This is a genomic window from Phytobacter sp. (assembly GCF_059074235.1).
In genome coordinates, this window is sequence record NZ_JCACPZ010000001.1 from 460,135 (window position 1) to 481,669 (window position 21,535).

The window sequence follows — 21,535 nt, forward strand, 5'->3', positions numbered from 1 at the left end:
ATGCGTTCAGGGAAACCTATGCGGTAATCCTGAAAGCACGACATTGCTCACATTGCTTCCAGTATTTCTTAGCCAGCCGGGTGCTGGCTTTTTTTTTGCTCGTTTTTCTCACCCACTGACCACTTGTCCTGTTCAAGGGGTGCGTCACTCTTCAAACCAACAACATTGTTGATTTCCTGGATGGGTGGCAGAACGTCGACCTGCCCAATAAATTCTCCCCCTTTCTTTACCGCAATCTGGCGATACACCAGGGCACCATTTACCTTTCCATTTTCATAGATTTCGACGGTATCAGCGATGCATTGCCCCACAACTGTGCCGTCGATAATAAGCTCACGGCAGCTTATGTTGCCTTCCACAGAGCCATTACGCATGACTTTAATCAGACCTTCAGGGGCGGTGATATTGCCGTGCAGGCTGCCGTGAATGTATACCGGGGTCGAAGACGCTATGTTGCCTTCCACATGGACATCGCTGGCAATAACCGTATTAGTGTGTTTTTCGATACTTGTGGGCGCAGCTTCATTAGCAGGTACAGGCGCGCTTAAAACCGCCGGCACTTCAATGTGTTTGTTTTTTTTGAACATAGGGATGATCCATCCTTGAAATGTTTGAATGGCTAAGGTGATGAAAGCCAATGATCCTGAATATTTGGCAAGCGTATGCAGACCCAGGCACCAGAGCACAAGCGCAAAGAACCACAGTAAAAGGGTGAGGTTTAGCAGGTAGTATTTTCTTTCCATGTGTGGTTCCTGAGTCACCTGTTGACGCTGTCAGCGGAAGGTCTCACTGACCTGATAACACGAAAATGCGGCTCTTTTATGCGGAATTCGGATTGGTACGTCAATATTGTGAAAGGTACTTTAGGAATTATAAGTCTTTGTTTACCTTTGTTTTATAAGAGCCATTGATGAGTTCATTGCAAGTGATAAAACCCACGAATAATTAATCCGCGATGCCCGGCGGTTTTTATCACAAGCTGACTGCGCTAAGGTTTAAAGCTGCAACGCTCAACAAGGATAGAATCATGACCTTACATTGCGCATTTATCGGCTTTGGCAAAAGTACGACCCGATACCATCTTCCCTATGTGCTGAACCGTAAAGAGAGCTGGCACGTGGCCCATATATACCGCCGCAGCCCGAAGCCGGAAGAGCAGCATCCTCAGTATCAACACATCCATTTCACCAGCAGTCTTGATGAAGTACTTAATGACCCGCAGGTCAAACTGGTGATTGTCTGTACCCATGCTGACAGCCATTTTGACTATGCGAAGCGGGCGCTTGAGGCCGGGAAAAACGTGCTGGTCGAAAAGCCGTTTACGCCGACCATGGCTGAAGCCATCACCTTGTTTACACTGGCGAAAAGCAAAGGGCTGACCGTCACGCCGTATCAGAACCGCCGCTTTGACTCCTGCTTCCTGACTGCCAAAAAGGCCATTGAGAGCGGCAAGTTAGGTGAGATTGTCGAAGTGGAGAGCCATTTTGACTACTACCGTCCGGTTGCCGAGACAAAACCGGGGTTACCGCAGGATGGCTCGTTCTACGGCCTGGGCGTGCACACGATGGATCAAATTATTTCACTGTTTGGTCGCCCGGATCATGTGGCTTACGACATCCGCAGCCTGCGTAATAAAGCCAATCCGGATGATACCTTCGAGGCACAGCTCTTCTTTGGTGACCTGAAGGCCATCGTCAAAACCAGCCATCTGGTGAAAATCGACTATCCGAAATTTATCGTTCACGGCACCAAAGGGGCGTTCATAAAATTTGGCATCGACCAGCAGGAAACCAGCCTCAAAGCCAACATTATGCCTGGCGAACCGGGCTTTGCCGCCGATGAGAGCACGGGGGTGCTGGAGTACGTGAATGACGCCGGGGAGACGGTACGTGAAATCCTGACGCCAGAAACGGGTGACTACGGCCGGGTCTATGACGCGCTGTATGCGACAATCAATGATGGGGTGGAAAATTACGTCAAGGAATCTGACGTTCTGACCAATCTTGAGATCCTCGAACGGGCCTTCGAACAGGCGTCTCCTGCCACGGTAACCCTCGTAAAGTAAGGGATTTTAGCGAAATCCGAATCGTTCATTTTTTTTGAACAGAGGAGTCAATTTTCACCCTCTATGATTGCCGGTCGATCGGGTACACACTTACTCCATCGAAACGAACACGAGGGTGAAAACATGATTTACTTACGCAAAGCAAACGACCGTGGCCACGCAAATCATGGCTGGCTTGACTCCTGGCATACCTTTTCGTTTGCCAACTATCACGACCCTAACTTTATGGGCTTCTCCGCACTTCGCGTCATCAACGACGACGTGATTGATGCCGGGCAGGGGTTTGGTACCCATCCCCATAAAGACATGGAAATCCTGACCTATGTGCTGCAAGGCGCGGTGGAACATCAGGACAGCATGGGCAACAAAGAGCAGGTTCCGGCGGGTGAGTTCCAGATTATGAGCGCAGGCACCGGGGTACGTCACTCCGAGTACAACCCGAGCGCCACCGAGCCGCTGCGTCTGTACCAGATCTGGATTATTCCAGAAGCAACGGGCATTACGCCGCGTTACGAGCAGCGTCGCTTTGACGCGAAGCAGGGCCGCCAGCTGGTGCTCTCTCCGGATGCCCGTGATGGTTCGCTGAAAGTGCATCAGGACATGGAGCTGTATCGTTGGGCGTTGTTGAAAGATGAGCAGTCTGTTTACCAGGTGGCTGCAGATCGCAAAATCTGGATCCAGGTGGTGAAAGGTGAAGTGTCCATTAACGGCACCAAAGCGACCACCAGCGATGGCCTGGCTATCTGGGATGAGCAAGCTCTGTCGATTCATGCGGACAGTGACAGCGAAATTCTGCTCTTTGACCTGCCGCCAGTTTGATCCGGCTTAAATAAATGACTCAACCTTCTGGTTAACACCGGAAGGTTGAGTGCTGTCCGTGATAAACTGAACCATTGTTTCTTAGCTTATTACTTCAGGACGATGAAAAAGAAAAGACCCGTACTTCAGGATGTGGCCGATCGCGTAGGCGTGACCAAAATGACGGTCAGCCGTTTTCTGCGAAATCCGGAGCAAGTCTCCATCGCGCTTCGGGGAAAAATAGCGGCCGCGCTTGATGAGCTGGGTTACATTCCCAATCGCGCTCCCGATATCCTCTCTAACGCCACCAGCCGTGCGGTGGGTGTTCTCCTTCCTTCCTTAACCAACCAGGTTTTCGCTGAAGTTCTGCGCGGCATTGAAAGCGTCACCGATGCTTACGGTTACCAGACTATGCTGGCACACTTTGGTTACAAACCGGAGATGGAAGAAGAGCGTCTGGAATCGATGCTTTCCTGGAATATCGATGGCTTGATCCTGACTGAGCGAACTCATACACCACGTACCCTGAAGATGATTGAAGTGGCTGGTATCCCGGTGCTTGAGCTGATGGACAGCATCTCGCCTTGTCTGGATATCGCCGTGGGTTTCGATAACTTCGAAGCTGCCCGCCAAATGACAGCCGCTATCATTGCACGTGGTCACACCGGTGTTGCCTACCTCGGCGCACGTCTGGATGAACGTACTATCATCAAACAGAAGGGGTATGAGCAGGCGATGCTCGATGCCGGGTTAACGCCTTACAGCGTGATGGTGGAACAGTCTTCTTCTTACTCCGCCGGTATTGACCTGATGCGTCAGGCCCGACGCGAATACCCGCAACTGGATGGAATTTTTTGTACCAACGATGACCTGGCCATTGGTGCGGCCTTTGAGTGTCAGCGTCTGGGGTTAAGAATTCCTGACGATATGGCGATTGCCGGGTTCCATGGTCATGACATCGGTCAGGTGATGGAGCCGCGTCTGGCAAGCGTACTGACGCCGCGTGAGCGCATGGGGCGCATCGGTGCAGAACGTCTTCTGGCGCGGATTCGCGGTGAAACAGTTACGCCAAAATTGTTAGATTTAGGTTTCACTTTGTCACCGGGTGGATCAATTTAGTCTGACAAATTTGAACTAGCTCACACTTATTCACTTCTGGCACGAATGGTTATTGCTTCTCCATTTCCCCGGCAGGACAATGTTACCGTTAACTGTTACCCGTAACAATTCATCTTTGTCTCAGTGGGAGCTACGCTTTGAGCACGACAAATCATGATCACCACATCTATGTCCTGATGGGCGTTTCTGGCAGTGGTAAATCCGCTGTCGCCAGTGAAGTGGCGCATCAAATCCATGCCGCGTTTCTTGATGGCGACTTCCTTCACCCGCGCAGCAACATCATGAAAATGGCCGCAGGCGAGCCGTTAAATGATGAAGACCGCAAACCCTGGTTGCAGGCGCTGAACGATGCCGCTTTCGCCATGCAGCGCACCAACAAAGTTTCGCTGATCGTCTGCTCTTCTCTGAAGAAGCGCTATCGCGACCAGCTGCGTGACGGCAACCCGAACCTCTCCTTTATCTACATGAAAGGGGAATTTGAGGTTATCGAAAGCCGCCTGAAAGCCCGTAAAGGCCACTTCTTCAAAACGCAGATGCTGGTGACCCAGTTTGAAGCCCTGGAAGAGCCGGGTGCGGATGAGCGCGACGTTCTTGTCGTTGATATCGACCAGCCGCTGGAAGGCGTTGTCGCCAGCACAATTGCAGTGATCAATAAATAAAGGCAGTGGTTTTGAGTACATTAACGCTTGTTTTAACAGCAGTTGGCTCTGTTTTGCTGCTGCTGTTTTTAGTAATGAAAGCGCGTATGCATGCTTTCGTTGCCTTGATGGTGGTTTCTATTGGAGCAGGTCTTTTTTCAGGTATGCCGTTAATTAAGATTGCGGCAACGATGGAAAAAGGGATGGGCGGTACGTTGGGCTTCCTCGCCATTGTGGTGGCCCTCGGTGCCATGTTCGGCAAAATTTTGCATGAGACCGGTGCAGTCGACCAGATTGCCGTGAAGATGCTTAAATCTTTCGGTCATAGCCGTGCGCACTACGCAATTGGCCTGGCCGGTCTGATTTGCGCACTGCCGCTGTTCTTCGAAGTGGCGGTTGTGCTGCTGATTAGCGTGGCCTTTTCCATGGCGCGCCATACTGGCACAAACCTGGTGAAGCTGGTCATTCCGCTGTTTGCGGGTGTGGCGGCAGCGGCGGCGTTCCTGTTGCCGGGGCCAGCACCGATGCTGCTGGCGTCCCAGATGCATGCGGATTTTGGCTGGATGATCCTGATTGGCCTGTGTGCGGCCATTCCGGGTATGCTGATTGCCGGGCCGCTGTGGGGCAACTTTATTAGCCGCTACGTTGAGCTGCACATCCCGGATGATATTTCCGAGCCGCACCTGGGCGAAGGCAAAATGCCGTCATTCGCCTTCAGCCTGTCACTGATCCTGCTGCCGCTGGTGCTGGTGGGTCTGAAAACGATCGCCGCGCGTTTTGTTGCAGAAGGTTCAGATCTCTACAACTGGCTGGAGTTTATCGGCCACCCGTTCACCGCGATTCTGGTGGCGTGCCTGGTCGCTATTTATGGGCTGGCGATTCGTCAGGGCATGGCGAAAGACCGCGTGATGGAAATCTGTGGTCAGGCACTGCAGCCTGCCGGGATTATCCTGCTGGTGATTGGTGCGGGCGGGGTGTTCAAGCAGGTTCTGGTGGATTCGGGCGTTGGCCCGGCATTGGGTGAAGCTCTCACCGGAATGGGCCTGCCGATTGCGGTAACCTGCTTCGTGCTGGCTGCGGCGGTGCGCATTATTCAGGGTTCCGCCACCGTTGCCTGTTTAACGGCAGTGGGCCTGGTAATGCCGGTAATCGAGCAACTGCATTTTTCTGGCGCGCAAATGGCAGCCCTGTCGATTTGTATCGCTGGTGGCTCGATTGTGGTGAGTCATGTGAACGATGCAGGCTTCTGGCTGTTCGGTAAATTTACCGGTGCAACGGAAGCGCAGACGCTGAAAACCTGGACGCTAATGGAGACCATCCTCGGCACCACTGGTGCGATTGTTGGGATGATTGCATTTACGCTACTGAGTTGAGGTTTCTGCTTGGGGGGGCGGTGCGGTCTGATGCCCTCACCCCAACCCTCTCCCACGGGGAGAGGGAGCAAACACTAAAAAAGGCAACTTGCGTTGCCTTTTTGCTTTTACCTAGCCTTTCATCCACAAACGTATCCCGTCCAGGAACATCTGGGTGGCGAGCATCACCAGCACTAATCCCATCAAACGCTCCAGTGCATTCACCCCTTTCTCGCCGAGCAAACGCAAGAACAGCGATGACTGCAACAAGATCGCCACGGTTCCACCCCAGGCGATCAGCAACGCAATCACCAGGTGGCTCATCTGATTCGGATACTGATGTGAAAGCAGCATCAGCGTTGCAAGCAATGTTGGCCCGGCGACCAGTGGAACCGCCAACGGTACAATAAAAGGCTCTTCACCGGCGGGCAGGCCCATGCTGCTGCCAGACTCGCTCGGGAAAATCATCTTAATGGCAATCAAGAACAGAATAATGCCGCCAGAAATAGAGACGGTTTCAGCACGCAGGTTCAGGAATGCCAGAATATTTTCGCCCGCAAACAGGAAAACTAGCATCAGCGCCAGGGCGATGAGCAGTTCGCGAATCATGATTTTGCGACGACGTTTCGGCTCGGTATGCTTCAGTACCGACATGAAAATAGGCAGATTCCCGAGAGGATCCATAATCAGGATCAACAACACTGCCACTGAAATGATTTCGCTCATGACTCTTCCTGTTTTGCCGCAGATTAGCGGTATTTCTGATGGCTTGCCCATCATTGATTAATTTCACTTGCGACTTTGCGTGCATTTTGTAATGTGGGCTATTAGCGCCAGTTAGGACACTGGCTCGCACAAACAGCACACACCTTCGCAGGAAATACGTTATGAAAAATGTTGGTTTTATCGGTTGGCGCGGAATGGTCGGCTCCGTACTCATGCAACGCATGGTAGAAGAGCGCGACTTCGACGCCATTCGCCCGGTCTTCTTCTCAACTTCCCAGCTTGGACAGGCAGCCCCGACGTTCGGTGGTCAGTCTACCGGCACGTTGCAGGATGCATTCGATCTGGAAGCGTTGAAGGCTCTCGACATTATTGTCACCTGCCAGGGCGGCGATTATACCAACGAAATCTATCCAAAGCTTCGTGAAAGCGGTTGGCAGGGTTATTGGATTGATGCTGCCTCATCACTGCGTATGAAAGATGACGCCATTATTATTCTCGACCCGGTGAACCAGTCCGTTATTACCGACGGACTGAACAAAGGCATTAAAACCTTCGTTGGCGGTAACTGTACCGTCAGCCTGATGTTGATGTCCCTGGGCGGTCTGTTTGCCAACGATCTGGTTGAGTGGGTTTCTGTTGCCACTTATCAGGCGGCATCCGGTGGCGGCGCGCGTCACATGCGTGAGCTGCTGGCACAAATGGGCCAACTGCACGGCCACGTTGCGGCTGAACTGGCTGACCCGGCTTCGGCTATCCTCGATATCGAACGCAAAGTAACGCAGCTTTCTCGTAGCGGTGAACTGCCGGTCGATAACTTCGGCGTGCCGCTGGCAGGTAGCCTGATTCCGTGGATCGACAAACAGCTTGATAACGGCCAGAGCCGTGAAGAGTGGAAAGGCCAGGCGGAAACCAACAAGATCCTCAGCACCGCTTCTGCAATTCCTGTTGATGGCCTGTGTGTCCGCGTCGGCGCACTGCGTTGCCACAGCCAGGCATTCACCCTGAAATTGAAAAAAGATGTGTCTATTCCGACCATCGAAGAGCTGCTGGCGGCACATAACCCGTGGGCGAAAGTGGTGCCGAATGACCGTGACATCACCATGCGTGAACTCACGCCGGCAGCTGTGACTGGCACGCTGACCACTCCGGTTGGTCGTCTGCGTAAACTGAACATGGGCTCCGATTTCCTCTCCGCTTTCACCGTGGGCGATCAGCTCTTGTGGGGCGCGGCAGAGCCGCTACGCCGTATGCTTCGCCAACTGGCGTAATCTCAAATTGTTCAAAAAGGGGTGCTTGTCACCCCTTTTTTTTGCGTAAAAAAGGATTCTACGCGAATGTTGTTATTTTTCTCAGGAGTCAGATAAAGCGTTGGCTATGCTTTAAGTAGGGTGCTTCTGTGCCTTGCCTGAAGGTGGGACGGATCAGAGAGGATGCACATATTGTGCTGAGCCGTTCAGGTCAAAAAAAGTGTCATAACCGGGTGTATAACCTTCCCGGCTTAGGTGTGACACAAATAAAAAAGGATGAAACCATGTCCGTGCTTGTAGATAGAGACGTGATTAACGCGCTAATAGCAGGCCATTTTGCGGATCCCTTTTCCGTTCTCGGCATGCATCAAACTGAGGCCGGGCTGGAAGTCCGCGCATTATTACCTGACGCCTCCGAGGTTTGGGTGATTGAACCCAAAACCGGGCGCAAAGTGGGCAATCTGGATTGCCTCGATTCACGAGGTTTCTTTAGCGGCATCATGCCGCGTAGAAAAAATGCATTTCGCTACCAGCTTGCCATTATCTGGCATGGCCAACAAAATCTCATCGACGATCCTTACCGCTTTGGTCCATTGATTCAGGAGATGGACGCCTGGCTGCTTTCCGAAGGTACCCACCTGCGACCTTACGAAACCCTTGGCGCACATGCCGATACGATGGATGGCGTGACCGGTACACGTTTTTCCGTCTGGGCGCCGAATGCCCGCCGTGTGTCGGTCGTGGGGCAGTTTAACTACTGGGATGGCCGTCGCCACCCGATGCGTTTACGTCGGGAATCCGGTATCTGGGAGCTTTTCATTCCTGGTGCACATAACGGGCAGCTCTATAAATTTGAGATGATTGATGCGCACGGCAAACTGCGCATTAAATCTGACCCTTACGCGTTTGAAGCACAAATGCGCCCGGAAACCGCATCAATGATCTGCGACCTGCCGGAAAAGGTTGAGCAGACCGAAGCCCGTAAAAAGGCCAACGAATTTGATGCCCCCATCTCCATCTACGAGGTACATCTGGGGTCCTGGCGTCGCCATACGGACAATAATTTCTGGCTGAGCTATCGCGAGCTGGCGGATCAGTTAATCCCCTACGTGAAGTGGATGGGCTTTACCCACCTCGAACTGTTGCCCATCAACGAACACCCTTTTGATGGCAGTTGGGGCTATCAGCCGACCGGGCTTTACGCACCGACCCGTCGTTTCGGCACCCGCGATGATTTTCTCTACTTTGTGAAAGCGGCGCATGCCGCCGGGCTGAACGTCATCCTCGACTGGGTGCCGGGTCATTTCCCTTCTGATGATTTTGGCCTGGCAGAATTTGACGGCACCAGCCTGTATGAGCACAGCGACCCGCGCGAAGGCTACCATCAGGACTGGAATACGCTCATCTACAACTATGGTCGTCGTGAAGTCAGCAACTATCTGGTGGGCAATGCGCTTTACTGGATTGAACGCTTTGGTATTGATGCGCTGCGTGTGGATGCGGTGGCCTCCATGATCTACCGCGACTACAGCCGCAAAGCGGGGGAGTGGATCCCTAACGAGCACGGCGGGCGTGAAAATCTCGAAGCGATAGAGTTTTTACGCAGTACCAACCGTATTCTCGGCGAACAGGTGCCGGGTGCGGTGAGCATGGCCGAAGAGTCGACGGATTTTCCCGGCGTCTCACGTCCGCCATCGCTGGGAGGATTAGGCTTCTGGTACAAGTGGAACCTGGGCTGGATGCATGACACCCTGGACTACATGAAGCTCGATCCGGTGCACCGTCAGTACCATCACGACAAACTCACTTTTGGCATGCTGTACAACAACACAGAAAACTTTGTCTTGCCGTTGTCTCATGACGAAGTGGTGCACGGTAAAAAATCCATTCTGGATCGCATGCCGGGCGATGCCTGGCAGAAGTTTGCCAACCTGCGCGCTTACTACGGCTGGATGTTCGCATTTCCCGGCAAAAAGTTGCTGTTTATGGGCAATGAGTTCGCCCAAGGTCGTGAGTGGAACCATGACACGAGTCTTGACTGGCATCTGCTGGAAGGTGGCGATAACTGGCACCACGGCGTGCAGCGTCTGGTTCGTGACCTGAACCGCACTTATCGCCACCATAAAGCCATGCATGAGCTGGATTTTGACTCCTATGGCTTCGAGTGGCTGGTGGTGGATGATAACGAGCGTTCAGTGTTTGTGTTTGTGCGCCGCGATAAAGCAGGCAATGAGATCATTGTTGCCAGCAACTTTACGCCGGTACCCCGTCACGGCTATCGCTTTGGCATTAACCAGCCAGGGCGCTGGCGCGAAGAGTTAAACACCGACTCGATGCACTACCACGGCAGCAACGCCGGGAACGGTGGAGGTGTCTATAGCGAAAACATTCCGAGCCACGGTCGCGAACATTCGATCTCCGTGACATTGCCGCCGCTCTCCACCATCTGGCTGGTCAGGGAGGGGGAATGACGACCCTTACCGCAGGCCAGCCAGCACCACTTGGTGCGCATGTGGTGAAAGGTGGGGTGAATTTCACCCTCTTTTCTGTTCATGCGCACCGCGTGGAGTTGTGCTTGTTTGACGAGGAAGGCAACGAACAACGCGTTGACCTTCCGGCGCGTACAGGCGATGTCTGGCATGGTTTTCTGGCAGGATTGAAGGCGGGGCAACGTTACGGTTACCGTGTGCATGGACCCTGGGATCCCGCTCAGGGTCACCGTTTTAACCCGATGAAGCTGGTAATTGACCCTTGCACACTGCGTATTGATGGCAATCTGCCTGATAACCCGCTGCTGCACGGTGGCCATCACTCCCCGGACCCGCATGACAGCGCGGCGGTTGCTCCGAGATGTGTGGTCGTGGATGAAACCTACGACTGGGAAAACGATCGCCCACCCGCAACGCCCTGGGGCAATACCGTTATCTACGAAGCCCATGTTAAAGGGCTCACGTATCTGCATCCGGGACTGCCGGAAGATATGCGCGGCACTTATAAAGCGCTCGGTCATCCGGTGATGATTGAGTACTTCAAAACGCTGGGGATCACCACACTAGAGTTGATGCCGATCGCCCATTTTGTCAGTGAGCCCCGTCTGCAACGGCTGGGGTTAAGCAACTACTGGGGATATAACCCGCTGGGCCTGTTCGCGCTTGAACCGCGCTACGCCAGCTCGCCGCAGGCTGCCATTAACGAATTCCGTGATGCGGTAAAAACGCTGCACAAAAACGGGATTGAAGTGATGCTCGATATTGTGTTGAACCACACGGCTGAAATTGACCTCGACGGGCCAACTGTCTCCCTGCGCGGAATCGATAACCGTAGCTATTATTGGATCAGGGGAGATGGCGATTATGAGAACTGGACCGGCTGTGGCAACACGCTGAACCTCAGCCATCCTGGCGGCGTCGCCTTTGCGCTCGCCTGCCTGCGGCACTGGGTTGAGTCGTTCCACGTTGACGGTTTCCGGTTTGACCTGGCATCCGTGATGGGCAGAACGCCGGAGTATAGCCCCCATGCACCGCTGTTTGAGGCAATTAAACAGGACCCGCTTTTATCGGGGCTTAAGTTGATTGCGGAGCCCTGGGATATTGGTCCTGGCGGCTATCAGGTGGGCAATTTCCCACCGCCATTTGCCGAGTGGAATGATCATTTCCGCGATGCGACGCGTCGCTTCTGGCTGGAGCAGTCGCTGTCGTTGGGTGAGTTTGCCGGACGCTTTGCGGCGTCCAGTGATGTGTTCCGCCGTGAGGGGCGTTCGCCCTCCGCCTCTGTCAACCTGGTGACGGCTCACGACGGCTTTACGCTGCGTGATTGTGTGAGTTTTAACCATAAACATAACCAGGCAAATGGCGAAGAAAATCGCGACGGTACTAACAACAACCATAGTAATAATCATGGTATAGAAGGTTTAAGCAGCAGTTTTGAGATAACAGAAAGGAGGCGAACCAGCGTCCATGCCCTGTTGACCACACTGCTGCTTTCTCAGGGAACACCAATGCTGCTGGCAGGTGATGAACACGGTCACAGTCAGCACGGTAATAACAACGCTTACTGCCAGGACAACGCATTGACCTGGCTTGACTGGCAACAGGCAAACAGTGGGCTGGTGGGCTTTACCGCGGCATTGATCCATCTTCGCCAGCAAATTCCGGCGTTAACCCGGAATCAGTGGTGGGAAGAGGGTGATGGGAACGTTCGTTGGTTAAACAAGGCGGCGCAACCTCTTAGCGCCGGGGAGTGGCAAGGTGGCTTGCATTGCCTGCAAATCCTGTTGTCCGATCGCATTCTGATCGCACTCAATGGGACACCTGAGGTTGCCGAACTGGTTTTACCCAATGGGGAGTGGCGCGCCATTCCTCCGTTTGCCGGAGAGGATAATCCGGTAGTCATGGCTGTCTGGCATGGGCCCGCGCACGGAGTGTGCGTATTTGAAAGGTCATAAAAAAGGAGTTCGTCATGGTTAGATTAGAGAAGAACGATCCATTAATGTTAGCGCGCCAGCTGCCATTAAAATCTGTAGCCCTGATACTTGCTGGTGGGCGAGGGACGCGCCTGAAAGATTTAACAAAAAAACGTGCCAAGCCTGCCGTCCACTTTGGCGGGAAATTCCGCATCATCGATTTTGCTCTGTCCAACTGCATTAACTCCGGTATTCGCCGTATTGGTGTCATCACTCAGTATCAATCCCACACGCTGGTGCAGCACATTCAGCGTGGTTGGTCTTTCTTTAACGAAGAGATGAATGAATTTGTCGACCTGTTGCCTGCGCAACAGCGTGTGCATGGGGAGAGCTGGTATCGCGGCACCGCAGATGCGGTCACGCAAAACCTCGACATCATTCGACGTTACGGGGCTGAATACATCGTTATCCTGGCCGGTGACCATATCTATAAGCAGGATTATTCCCGCATGCTTATCGATCATGTCGAAAAAGGTGCGCGTTGCACCGTGGCCTGCATGCCGGTGCCCATTGAAGAGGCAAGCGCGTTTGGTGTAATGGCCGTGGACGAAAATGACAAGGTTATCGAATTTGTCGAAAAACCAGCTAATCCGCCTGCGATGCCGAATGACGACACCAAATCACTGGCCAGTATGGGAATTTATGTCTTCGATGCTGAGTACTTGTACTCCTTGCTGGAAGAAGACGACAAGAATGAAAACTCCAGCCACGATTTTGGCAAAGATATCATCCCGCTGATCACTAAGGCTGGCATGGCTTATGCACATCCCTTCCCATTATCCTGCGTGCAATCGGACCCTGAATCAGAACCTTACTGGCGCGATGTGGGAACACTGGAAGCGTACTGGAAAGCGAACCTCGACCTTGCGACCGTCGTACCCGAACTGGATATGTACGATCGGAACTGGCCAATCCGTACCTATAATGAATCTTTGCCACCGGCAAAATTTGTACAGGACAGGTCGGGTAGCCATGGGATGACGCTGAACTCACTGGTTTCGGGTGGGTGCGTGATATCCGGATCGGTGGTGGTGCAATCGGTACTGTTCTCGCGAGTGCGTGTGAATTCGTTCTGCAACATTGATTCTGCGGTGCTTCTACCCGAAGTGTGGGTCGGACGCTCCTGTCGCTTGAGGCGCTGCGTCATTGACCGCGCTTGTGTCATCCCGGAAGGGACGATTATTGGTGAGAACGCAGAAGAAGATGCTCGACGGTTCTACCGCTCCGAAGAGGGCATTGTGCTGGTGACGCGCGAAATGCTGCGCAAACTGCAACAAGAGTAACAGCATCGAGATAGCCTTGCGCGGAAGGGGTCCGCGTGCTGTTTTTCCGCTAGCGCCCGGTAAGCGTTAGCGGTTTTGACAGGAGCGAGAATGCAGGTTTTACATGTATGTTCCGAGATGTTTCCGTTACTGAAGACCGGTGGTCTGGCAGATGTTATTGGCGCATTGCCCGCGGCACAAATTGCTGATGGTGTCGATGCGCGCGTGCTCCTGCCTGCTTTTCCTGATATCCGCCGAGGAGTGACGGACGCTCAGGTTGTCTCCCGCCGGGAGACGTTTGCGGGTCGTATCACGTTGCTGTTCGGACATTTCGATGGGGTTGGGATTTACTTAATTGACGCGCCGCATCTCTATGACCGGCCCGGCAGCCCCTATCACGACACCAATCTTTTTGCCTACACCGACAACGTATTGCGTTTTGCTTTGCTGGGTTGGGTGGGTGCTGAAATGGCCAGCGGGCTTGACCCCTTCTGGCGACCTGATGTGGTTCATGCGCATGACTGGCATGCAGGTCTCGCACCTGCATACCTTGCGGCAAAAGGACGCCCGGCAAAGTCTGTCTTCACGGTACATAACCTGGCCTATCAGGGGATGTATTACGCGCAACACATGAGTGAAATACAGTTGCCATTGTCTTTCTTTAATATGCATGGTCTGGAGTTCAACGGGCAGATTTCGTTCCTCAAGGCCGGTCTGTATTACGCCGATCATATTACGGCTGTCAGCCCGACCTATGCCCGTGAAATCACCGAGCCGCAGTTTGCGTATGGCATGGAAGGACTGCTACGTCAGCGTCAAATGGAAGGCCGGGTCTCAGGCATTCTGAACGGCGTGGATGAAAAAATTTGGGATCCGGCAACGGACCTGTTGCTTGCCTCGCGATACACGCGCGACACGCTTGAAGAAAAAGCAGAAAACAAACGCCAGCTTCAGGTCGCGATGGGCCTGAAAGTGAACGACAAGGTGCCGCTGTTTGCGGTGGTGAGTCGTTTAACCAGTCAGAAGGGTCTTGATTTGGTCCTGGAGGCGCTGCCGGGGCTGTTGGAGCAGGGCGGACAGTTGGCGCTGTTGGGCGCAGGCGATCCGGTTTTGCAGGAAGGGTTCCTGGCCGCAGCAGCAGAACACCCCGGGCAAGTCGGGGTGCAGATTGGTTATCACGAAGCGTTCTCGCATCGCATCATGGGTGGCGCAGATGTCATTCTGGTGCCAAGCCGCTTCGAACCGTGTGGATTAACGCAACTTTATGGACTGAAGTACGGCACATTGCCGCTGGTACGACGTACCGGTGGGTTGGCTGATACGGTGTCCGATAGCTCTCTGGAGAATTTGGCAGATGGAATCGCCAGTGGTTTTGTATTTGAAGACAGTAATGCCTGGTCGCTGCTTCGTGCGATTCGGCGTGCTTTCGTGTTGTGGTCCCGTCCTTCACTCTGGCGTTTTGTTCAGCGTCAGGCGATGGGCATGGATTTTAGCTGGCAGGTCGCCGCGCAGTCATATCGCGATCTTTATTTTCGGTTGAAATAGGTTCCTGGAATCACTCATATGAATGCACCTTTTACTTATGCATCACCCACTTTGAGCATTGAGGCGTTAAAACATTCAATTGCTTACAAGCTGATGTTCACCATCGGTAAAGATCCGGTTATTGCCAATAAGCACGAGTGGCTGAACGCCACGCTGTTTGCCGTGCGTGATCGCCTGGTTGAACGTTGGCTACGTTCAAACCGTGCACAACTGTCTCAGGAAACGCGACAGGTTTACTACCTGTCGATGGAGTTTCTGATTGGTCGCACCCTTTCCAATGCGCTGCTATCACTCGGTATTTATGATGATGTTAAAAATGCACTGGGAGAGATGGGGCTGGATCTGGCTGAACTTATCGACGAAGAAAACGACCCAGGACTTGGGAACGGGGGCTTAGGCCGCCTTGCTGCCTGCTTCCTGGATTCTCTGGCGACGCTGGCATTGCCAGGTCGCGGCTACGGTATCCGCTACGACTACGGCATGTTCAAACAAAACATCGTCGACGGGCGGCAAAAAGAGTCCCCGGATTACTGGCTGGAATACGGAAACCCGTGGGAATTTAAGCGTCATAATACCCGCTATAAAGTGCGTTTCGGCGGACGTATTCAGCAAGAAGGGAAGAAGTCAAACTGGCTCGAAACCGAAGAGATTCTGGCGGTCGCGTATGACCAGATTATCCCCGGTTACGATACTGACGCGACTAACACCCTGCGCCTGTGGAATGCGCAAGCCAGTAGCGAAATCAACCTCGGTAAATTTAACCAGGGCGATTATTTCGCGGCTGTGGAAGATAAAAACCACTCTGAGAACGTGTCGCGCGTACTTTATCCGGATGACTCAACCTATTCCGGGCGTGAGTTGCGCCTGCGTCAGGAGTATTTCCTGGTCTCCGCAACGATTCAGGACATCCTGAGTCGCCACTTCCAGTTGCACAAAACCTATAGCAACCTTGCCGAGAAAACGGCGATTCACCTCAATGATACCCACCCGGTATTGTCAATTCCTGAGCTGATGCGTTTATTGATTGATGAGCATAAGTTTGGCTGGGATGACGCCTTCGAGGCGACCTGCCAGGTGTTCTCATACACCAACCACACATTGATGAGCGAAGCGCTGGAAACCTGGCCGATTGATATGCTGGGTAAAATTCTGCCGCGCCATCTGCAAATCATTTTCGAGATCAATGACTACTTCCTGAAAACCATTCAGGAACAGTACCCAAACGATGTCGGTTTACTCAGCCGTGCTTCCATCATTGACGAATCTAACGGGCGTAGGGTGCGTATGGCCTGGCTGGCGGTGGTGGTCAGTCATAAAGTGAACGGGGTATCCGAGCTGCACTCCAACCTGATGGTGCAGTCGCTATTTGCCGACTTTGCGAAGATATTCCCTATGCGCTTTACCAACGTCACCAACGGCGTGACCCCACGTCGCTGGCTGGCACTGGCTAACCCCCCACTGTCTGAAGTGTTGGATGAGAATATTGGGCGCACCTGGCGTACCGACCTTAGCCAGTTAAGTGAGTTGGAACAGCATATCGATTATCCGCTGGTGAACCAGGCGATTCGTCTGGCTAAACTGGAGAATAAAAAACGTCTGGCAGAGGTCATTGCCCAGCAACTTAACGTGGTAGTGAACCCGAAAGCGCTGTTCGATGTGCAGATCAAACGTATCCACGAATATAAACGTCAGCTGATGAACGTACTGCACGTCATCCTGCGTTACAACCGCATTAAGTCGGACCCAAAAGCGGAGTGGGTACCACGTGTCAATATTTTCGCCGGAAAAGCCGCATCTGCGTATTACATGGCGAAGCACATCATTCATCTTATCAATGATGTGGCAGCGGTGATCAACAACGATCCGGAGATTGGCGACAAGCTCAAAGTGGTCTTCATTCCGAACTACAGCGTGAGCCTGGCCCAGGTGATTATTCCGGCAGCGGATCTCTCCGAGCAAATCTCACTGGCAGGCACGGAAGCCTCCGGTACCAGTAACATGAAGTTTGCCCTTAACGGTGCGTTGACCATCGGTACACTGGATGGTGCAAACGTCGAGATGCTGGAACATGTGGGCGAAGAGAATATCTTTATCTTCGGCAACACGGCGGAAGAGGTTGAAGAGCTGCGTCGTAAAGGCTACAAACCGCGTGAGTACTATGAGCAGGATGAAGAACTGCACCAGGTATTGACGCAAATTGCGACAGGGCTGTTTAACCCTCAGGATCCTGGCCGCTACCGTGACCTGGTGGATTCACTGATTAACTTTGGCGACCACTACCAGGTGCTGGCTGATTTCCGCAGCTATGTGGATTGCCAGGACAAAGTAGATAATCTCTATCGTCACCCGGAAGAGTGGACCACCAAAGCGATGCATAACATCGCTAACATGGGTTACTTCTCTTCTGACCGCACCATTCAGGAATATGCCGAGAAGATCTGGCATATCGATCCGGTACGGTTGTAAAACAACAAACCCGGTAGCGCAGGCTTACCGGGTTCTGAAAAGACGATGCCATAAAGCCGGGTTTTACACCCCGGCTTTTTTATTATGATGCCAGTGACAGTTCGGTTTTGCCGTTGCGTGTCAGCCATTGTGCAACGCGGGACTGTTCATCTGCATTTAGCCACATACCGAGTTTGGTACGACGCCATATAGCATCGTCCAGGCGGCGAACCCACTCATTATCAACCAGGTAACGCAGTTCGGCTTCGTACAGCTCATGACCAAAGTGCTCACCCAGATCCTCAATCGAGGTTTTGTCTTTCAGGATCTCGTCGCTATTACTGCCATAAGTGCGGGCGAAATGGCGGGCCAGTGATTCGGTAATGAACGGGTAGCGACGACGCAGTTTCGCTGCATAGTCATCACGGTCGCCTTCGAGTTCCCCGCCGGGCAGGACGCTGCCTTTGGTCCATGCCGGGCCGATACCCTGATAGTACGTCGCCAGTTTTTCCATGGCATGCTCGGCAAGTTTACGGTAGGTCGTAAGCTTACCGCCGAACACGGACAGCAGCGGTGCTTTGCCCCCGACATCATGGATATCCAGGGTGTAGTCGCGGGTAATGGCCTGCGGAGAATCAGACTCGTCATCACACAGCGGACGCACACCGGAGTAAGTCCAGACGATATCATCGCGGGAGAGCGGTTTCTTGAAGTGCGCGTTGTACGCTTTCAGCAGGTAATTAACCTCGCTTTCGTCGATCTCAACGTTTTTCGGATCGCCTTTGTATTCGACATCGGTAGTACCAATAATCGAAAACTCATCCATCCAGGGAATGACAAACACAATGCGCTTATCTTCGTTTTGCAGGATGTAGGCCTGCTTTTGTGTGTGCACTCGTGGCACAACAATATGACTACCTTTAATCAGGCGGATACCGTACGGCGACGGCAGGTGCATGCCGTCATCAAAGAACTGTTTGACCCACGGACCGGTGGCATTCACCAGGCCGCGCGCCTGCCAGCTAAATTTTTCCCCGGTGTCGATATCTTCTGCCTCAACAATCCACAAACCATTTTCACGTCTTGCCGATGTCGCGCGGGTACGTGTTAACACTTCCCCGCCTTTTTTCACCACCATTTGCGCATTCGCCACGACCAGGCGTGCATCGTCCACCCAGCAGTCGGAATATTCGAAACCGCGCACGATTTCCGGTTTAAGTACGGATTCTGAGCCAAAACGCAAACCTTGCGAACCTGGCAGGCTGGTACGTTTACCCAGGTTATCGTACATAAACAGACCAATGCGAATCATCCATGCCGGACGCAAATGTGGGCGATGCGGTAAACGGAAGCGCATCGGGAAGGCGATATGCGGTGCCATTTTCAATAACACTTCACGTTCAGCCAGGGCTTCGCTTACCAGACGGAATTCATAGTGTTCCAGATAACGTAAGCCCCCGTGAATCAATTTGGAGCTTGCACTTGAGGTTGCACAGGCTAAATCCTGCGCTTCCAGCATGAGCACGGACAGACCCCGCCCGGCGGCGTCTGCCGCGATACCGGCACCGTTGATGCCCCCGCCAATGACAATCAGATCTTTGGTTTCCATGCTGCCCTCACGTACTTTCGTTAAAGCTCATAAATGTTCGATATCGCTCATAATAGCAAAGGAATGCGACCTTGGTAACATCAAAAAAACAATTTAGAGTGATATGCATAACATAATGGCGTTTCAGTGCCGGGAGGACGTAAAATGACCGTCCTACTACGTGCGGCCCGTTTCCCCTCACCCTAACCCTCTACCCGGAGGGGCGAGGAGATAGCCGAGGCAGTTTTGGCGCGACTTACCTGCAATGACTAAAAGAGAGCCCCATGGATCATTTTGTTTGTATCAACGTTGAAGAAACTCACCAGAAACTGCAGCAGAAGAAGGCGGTGTTGGTCGATATTCGCGATCCACAAAGCTTTGCGATGGGCCACACGCCAGGGGCTTTCCATCTTACCAATGACACCCTTGCAATCTTTATGCGTGAGACCGATTTTGAAACGCCGGTCATGGTCATGTGCTACCACGGCAACAGCAGTAAAGGTGCCGCGCAGTATCTCTTACAGCAAGGTTATGACAGCGTATTCAGCGTGGATGGCGGGTTTGATGCCTGGCATCGCCACTTCCCGGCGGAAGTTGCGCACGGAACCCTTCAGGGATAACTGAAACTGCCGCTATACTGTCCTCTTTTCCAGGGACTAAGCGACCACCTTCCATGTTGATGATCACTTCCTTTGCTAACCCGCGTGTCGCCCAGGCGTTTGTCGATTACATGCAGACCCAGGGCGTTATTCTGACTATTCAGCACCATGAACAGAGCGATATCTGGCTGGCAGACGACAGTCAGGCTGAGCGGGTCAGAGCGGAGCTGGCGCGCTTTATGGAAAACCCTGCTGACCCACGTTACCTTGCTGCGAGCTGGCAGTCAGGGCAGACAAGCAGTGGTTTGCACTATCGCCGTTTTCCTCTGCGTGCGGTGTTGCAGGAGCGAAGCGGGCCGTTAATGATTTTCGTTTTTGTGGTCTGTGTGTTCGTCTATGTGCTGATGAACATTGTCGGTGATCAGGCCGTGCTGGTCAGGTTGGCCTGGCCGTTTAACGATGCTGTCCAGTTCGAAGTCTGGCGCTACTTTACCCATGCCGTAATGCACTTTTCGCTGGTTCACATCATCTTTAACCTGTTCTGGTGGTGGTATCTTGGCGGAGTGGTTGAAAAACGTCTGGGGAGTGGCAAGTTGCTGGTTATCACACTTATCAGCGCCTTACTCAGCGGTTTCTTCCAGTTCAAACTCACGGGCCCGTGGTTTGGTGGGCTGTCAGGTGTTGTTTACGCCCTGATTGGCTATGTTTGGCTGCGTGGTGAGCGGGATCCGGAACGTACGGTCTACCTGCCCCGTGGGTTGGCAATTTTCACGGTAGTGATACTGATTGCCGAATGGTTTAACGTATCGGACTCGAATGTTTCTACCGGTGCCCATACCGCCGGGTTACTGATTGGCCTCGCGATGGCGATGGTTGATACAATGAATGCGCGAAAACGAACATAATTATCCAGAGACAATCCATGAAACAAACACAACGTCATGACGCGATCATTGAACTGGTTAAAGTACAGGGATATGTCAGCACGGAAGAACTGGTAGAACAATTCGCAGTGAGCCCGCAAACCATTCGTCGCGATCTCAATGACCTGGCGGAGCAAAATAAGATTTTGCGCCATCACGGCGGTGCGGCACTGCCTTCAAGCTCGGTGAATACGTCCTGGCACGATCGTAAAGCGACCCAGACGGCAGAAAAAGAGCGCATTGCGCGTAAAGTGGCGAGCCAGATTCCTAATGGGTCGACACTGTTTATTGATATCGGCACCACGCCTGAAGCCGTCGCGCATGCCTTGCTTGATCATAGCAATTTGCGCGTGGTGACGAACAATCTGAACGTCGCCAACACATTGCTTAAAAAAGAAGACTTTCGCGTCATCCTGGCGGGGGGGGAATTGCGCAGCCGCGACGGTGGGATTGTGGGCGAGGCCACGCTGGACTTCATCTCCCAGTTCCGTCTCGACTTCGGCATTCTTGGCATAAGCGGCATCGATGCTGACGGTTCGCTGCTGGAGTTTGACTACCACGAAGTGCGTACTAAACGGGCAATCATTGAAAACTCGCGCCACGTCATGCTGGTGGTGGATCACTCTAAATTTGGTCGTAACGCGATGGTTAACATGGGCAGTATCAGCATGGTCGATACGGTTTACACCGACACGCCACCGCCTGCTGGCGTAATGCAGGTACTGACCAGTAATAACATTCAGCTTGAGCTGTGTTGATGTGAAGA

General features: G+C 52.9%; 17 protein-coding genes. 14 read left to right on the forward strand and 3 right to left on the reverse strand.

What is annotated here, in order from left to right; genetic code table 11:
• Positions 1 to 68: 68 nt before the first annotated feature.
• The gene (locus AC5JPW_RS02140) at positions 69 to 743 is read right to left on the reverse strand and encodes a bactofilin family protein (RefSeq protein ID WP_494238016.1); all 675 of its coding nucleotides are present in this window, start codon (positions 741 to 743) and stop codon (positions 69 to 71) included.
• A 284-nt stretch (positions 744 to 1,027) separates the two neighbouring features.
• On the opposite strand from AC5JPW_RS02140, the gene AC5JPW_RS02145 reads away from it, so the two are divergent.
• From AC5JPW_RS02145 to gntU, 5 genes are all read left to right on the forward strand, one after another.
• Positions 1,028 to 2,065, forward strand: coding sequence for an oxidoreductase (locus tag AC5JPW_RS02145; protein ID WP_494238018.1), 1,038 nt, complete (start codon positions 1,028 to 1,030; stop codon positions 2,063 to 2,065).
• Between the two features lie 123 nt (positions 2,066 to 2,188).
• Positions 2,189 to 2,884 (forward strand): pirin family protein, encoded by a 696-nt coding sequence (locus tag AC5JPW_RS02150; RefSeq protein WP_494238020.1) that lies wholly within the window; start codon positions 2,189 to 2,191, stop codon positions 2,882 to 2,884.
• Positions 2,885 to 2,986: 102 nt separating this feature from the next.
• On the forward strand, positions 2,987 to 3,982 hold the full coding sequence (gene gntR / locus AC5JPW_RS02155; protein ID WP_494238021.1) for a gluconate operon transcriptional repressor GntR: 996 nt from the start codon (positions 2,987 to 2,989) through the stop codon (positions 3,980 to 3,982).
• Between the two features lie 137 nt (positions 3,983 to 4,119).
• Positions 4,120 to 4,641, forward strand: coding sequence for a gluconokinase (gene gntK, locus AC5JPW_RS02160; RefSeq protein ID WP_494238022.1), 522 nt, complete (start codon positions 4,120 to 4,122; stop codon positions 4,639 to 4,641).
• An 11-nt stretch (positions 4,642 to 4,652) separates the two neighbouring features.
• Positions 4,653 to 5,993 carry a gluconate transporter gene (gene gntU, locus AC5JPW_RS02165; RefSeq protein ID WP_494238023.1) on the forward strand — a complete coding sequence of 447 codons (1,341 nt, stop codon included), beginning with the start codon at positions 4,653 to 4,655 and terminating at the stop codon, positions 5,991 to 5,993.
• A gap of 111 nt (positions 5,994 to 6,104) precedes the next feature.
• On the opposite strand, the gene AC5JPW_RS02170 is transcribed toward gntU, so the two are convergent.
• Positions 6,105 to 6,698 (reverse strand): YhgN family NAAT transporter, encoded by a 594-nt coding sequence (locus tag AC5JPW_RS02170; protein ID WP_458045442.1) that lies wholly within the window; start codon positions 6,696 to 6,698, stop codon positions 6,105 to 6,107.
• Positions 6,699 to 6,859: 161 nt separating this feature from the next.
• Here AC5JPW_RS02170 and asd point away from each other — a divergent pair, with 161 nt between their 5' ends.
• The 6 genes from asd to glgP all read left to right on the forward strand — a co-directional run bounded on the left by asd (position 6,860) and on the right by glgP (position 17,680).
• Complete coding sequence (asd, locus tag AC5JPW_RS02175) at positions 6,860 to 7,966, forward strand: aspartate-semialdehyde dehydrogenase (protein WP_494238025.1); 1,107 nt, start codon at positions 6,860 to 6,862, stop codon at positions 7,964 to 7,966.
• A 263-nt stretch (positions 7,967 to 8,229) separates the two neighbouring features.
• Entirely contained in the window at positions 8,230 to 10,416 is a 2,187-nt protein-coding gene (gene glgB / locus AC5JPW_RS02180) for a 1,4-alpha-glucan branching enzyme (RefSeq protein WP_494238026.1), read from the forward strand.
• A complete protein-coding gene (gene glgX / locus AC5JPW_RS02185; RefSeq protein ID WP_494238027.1) occupies positions 10,413 to 12,389 on the forward strand; it encodes a glycogen debranching protein GlgX in 1,977 nt (658 codons plus the stop codon). The genes glgB and glgX overlap by 4 nt, the downstream gene beginning before the upstream one ends.
• A 14-nt stretch (positions 12,390 to 12,403) precedes the next feature.
• The gene (gene glgC / locus AC5JPW_RS02190) at positions 12,404 to 13,690 is read left to right on the forward strand and encodes a glucose-1-phosphate adenylyltransferase (RefSeq protein WP_494238029.1); all 1,287 of its coding nucleotides are present in this window, start codon (positions 12,404 to 12,406) and stop codon (positions 13,688 to 13,690) included.
• Between the two features lie 90 nt (positions 13,691 to 13,780).
• On the forward strand, positions 13,781 to 15,214 hold the full coding sequence (gene glgA, locus AC5JPW_RS02195; protein WP_494238030.1) for a glycogen synthase GlgA: 1,434 nt from the start codon (positions 13,781 to 13,783) through the stop codon (positions 15,212 to 15,214).
• Positions 15,215 to 15,232: 18 nt separating this feature from the next.
• On the forward strand, positions 15,233 to 17,680 hold the full coding sequence (gene glgP / locus AC5JPW_RS02200; RefSeq protein ID WP_494238032.1) for a glycogen phosphorylase: 2,448 nt from the start codon (positions 15,233 to 15,235) through the stop codon (positions 17,678 to 17,680).
• A gap of 82 nt (positions 17,681 to 17,762) precedes the next feature.
• Here the strand turns inward: glgP and glpD are convergent, their stop codons facing one another.
• Positions 17,763 to 19,268, reverse strand: coding sequence for a glycerol-3-phosphate dehydrogenase (glpD, locus tag AC5JPW_RS02205; protein ID WP_494238033.1), 1,506 nt, complete (start codon positions 19,266 to 19,268; stop codon positions 17,763 to 17,765).
• Between the two features lie 263 nt (positions 19,269 to 19,531).
• On the opposite strand from glpD, the gene glpE reads away from it, so the two are divergent.
• From glpE to AC5JPW_RS02220, 3 genes are read left to right on the forward strand one after another with little or no spacing between them, the layout of a single operon-like run.
• Entirely contained in the window at positions 19,532 to 19,867 is a 336-nt protein-coding gene (glpE, locus tag AC5JPW_RS02210) for a thiosulfate sulfurtransferase GlpE (RefSeq protein WP_494238034.1), read from the forward strand.
• Positions 19,868 to 19,920: 53 nt separating this feature from the next.
• Positions 19,921 to 20,751, forward strand: a complete 831-nt coding sequence (gene glpG / locus AC5JPW_RS02215; protein ID WP_494238036.1) for a rhomboid family intramembrane serine protease GlpG — start codon at positions 19,921 to 19,923, stop codon at positions 20,749 to 20,751.
• 17 nt (positions 20,752 to 20,768) lie between these two features.
• On the forward strand, positions 20,769 to 21,527 hold the full coding sequence (locus AC5JPW_RS02220) for a DeoR/GlpR family transcriptional regulator (protein ID WP_494238037.1): 759 nt from the start codon (positions 20,769 to 20,771) through the stop codon (positions 21,525 to 21,527).
• Positions 21,528 to 21,535 lie beyond the last annotated feature (8 nt).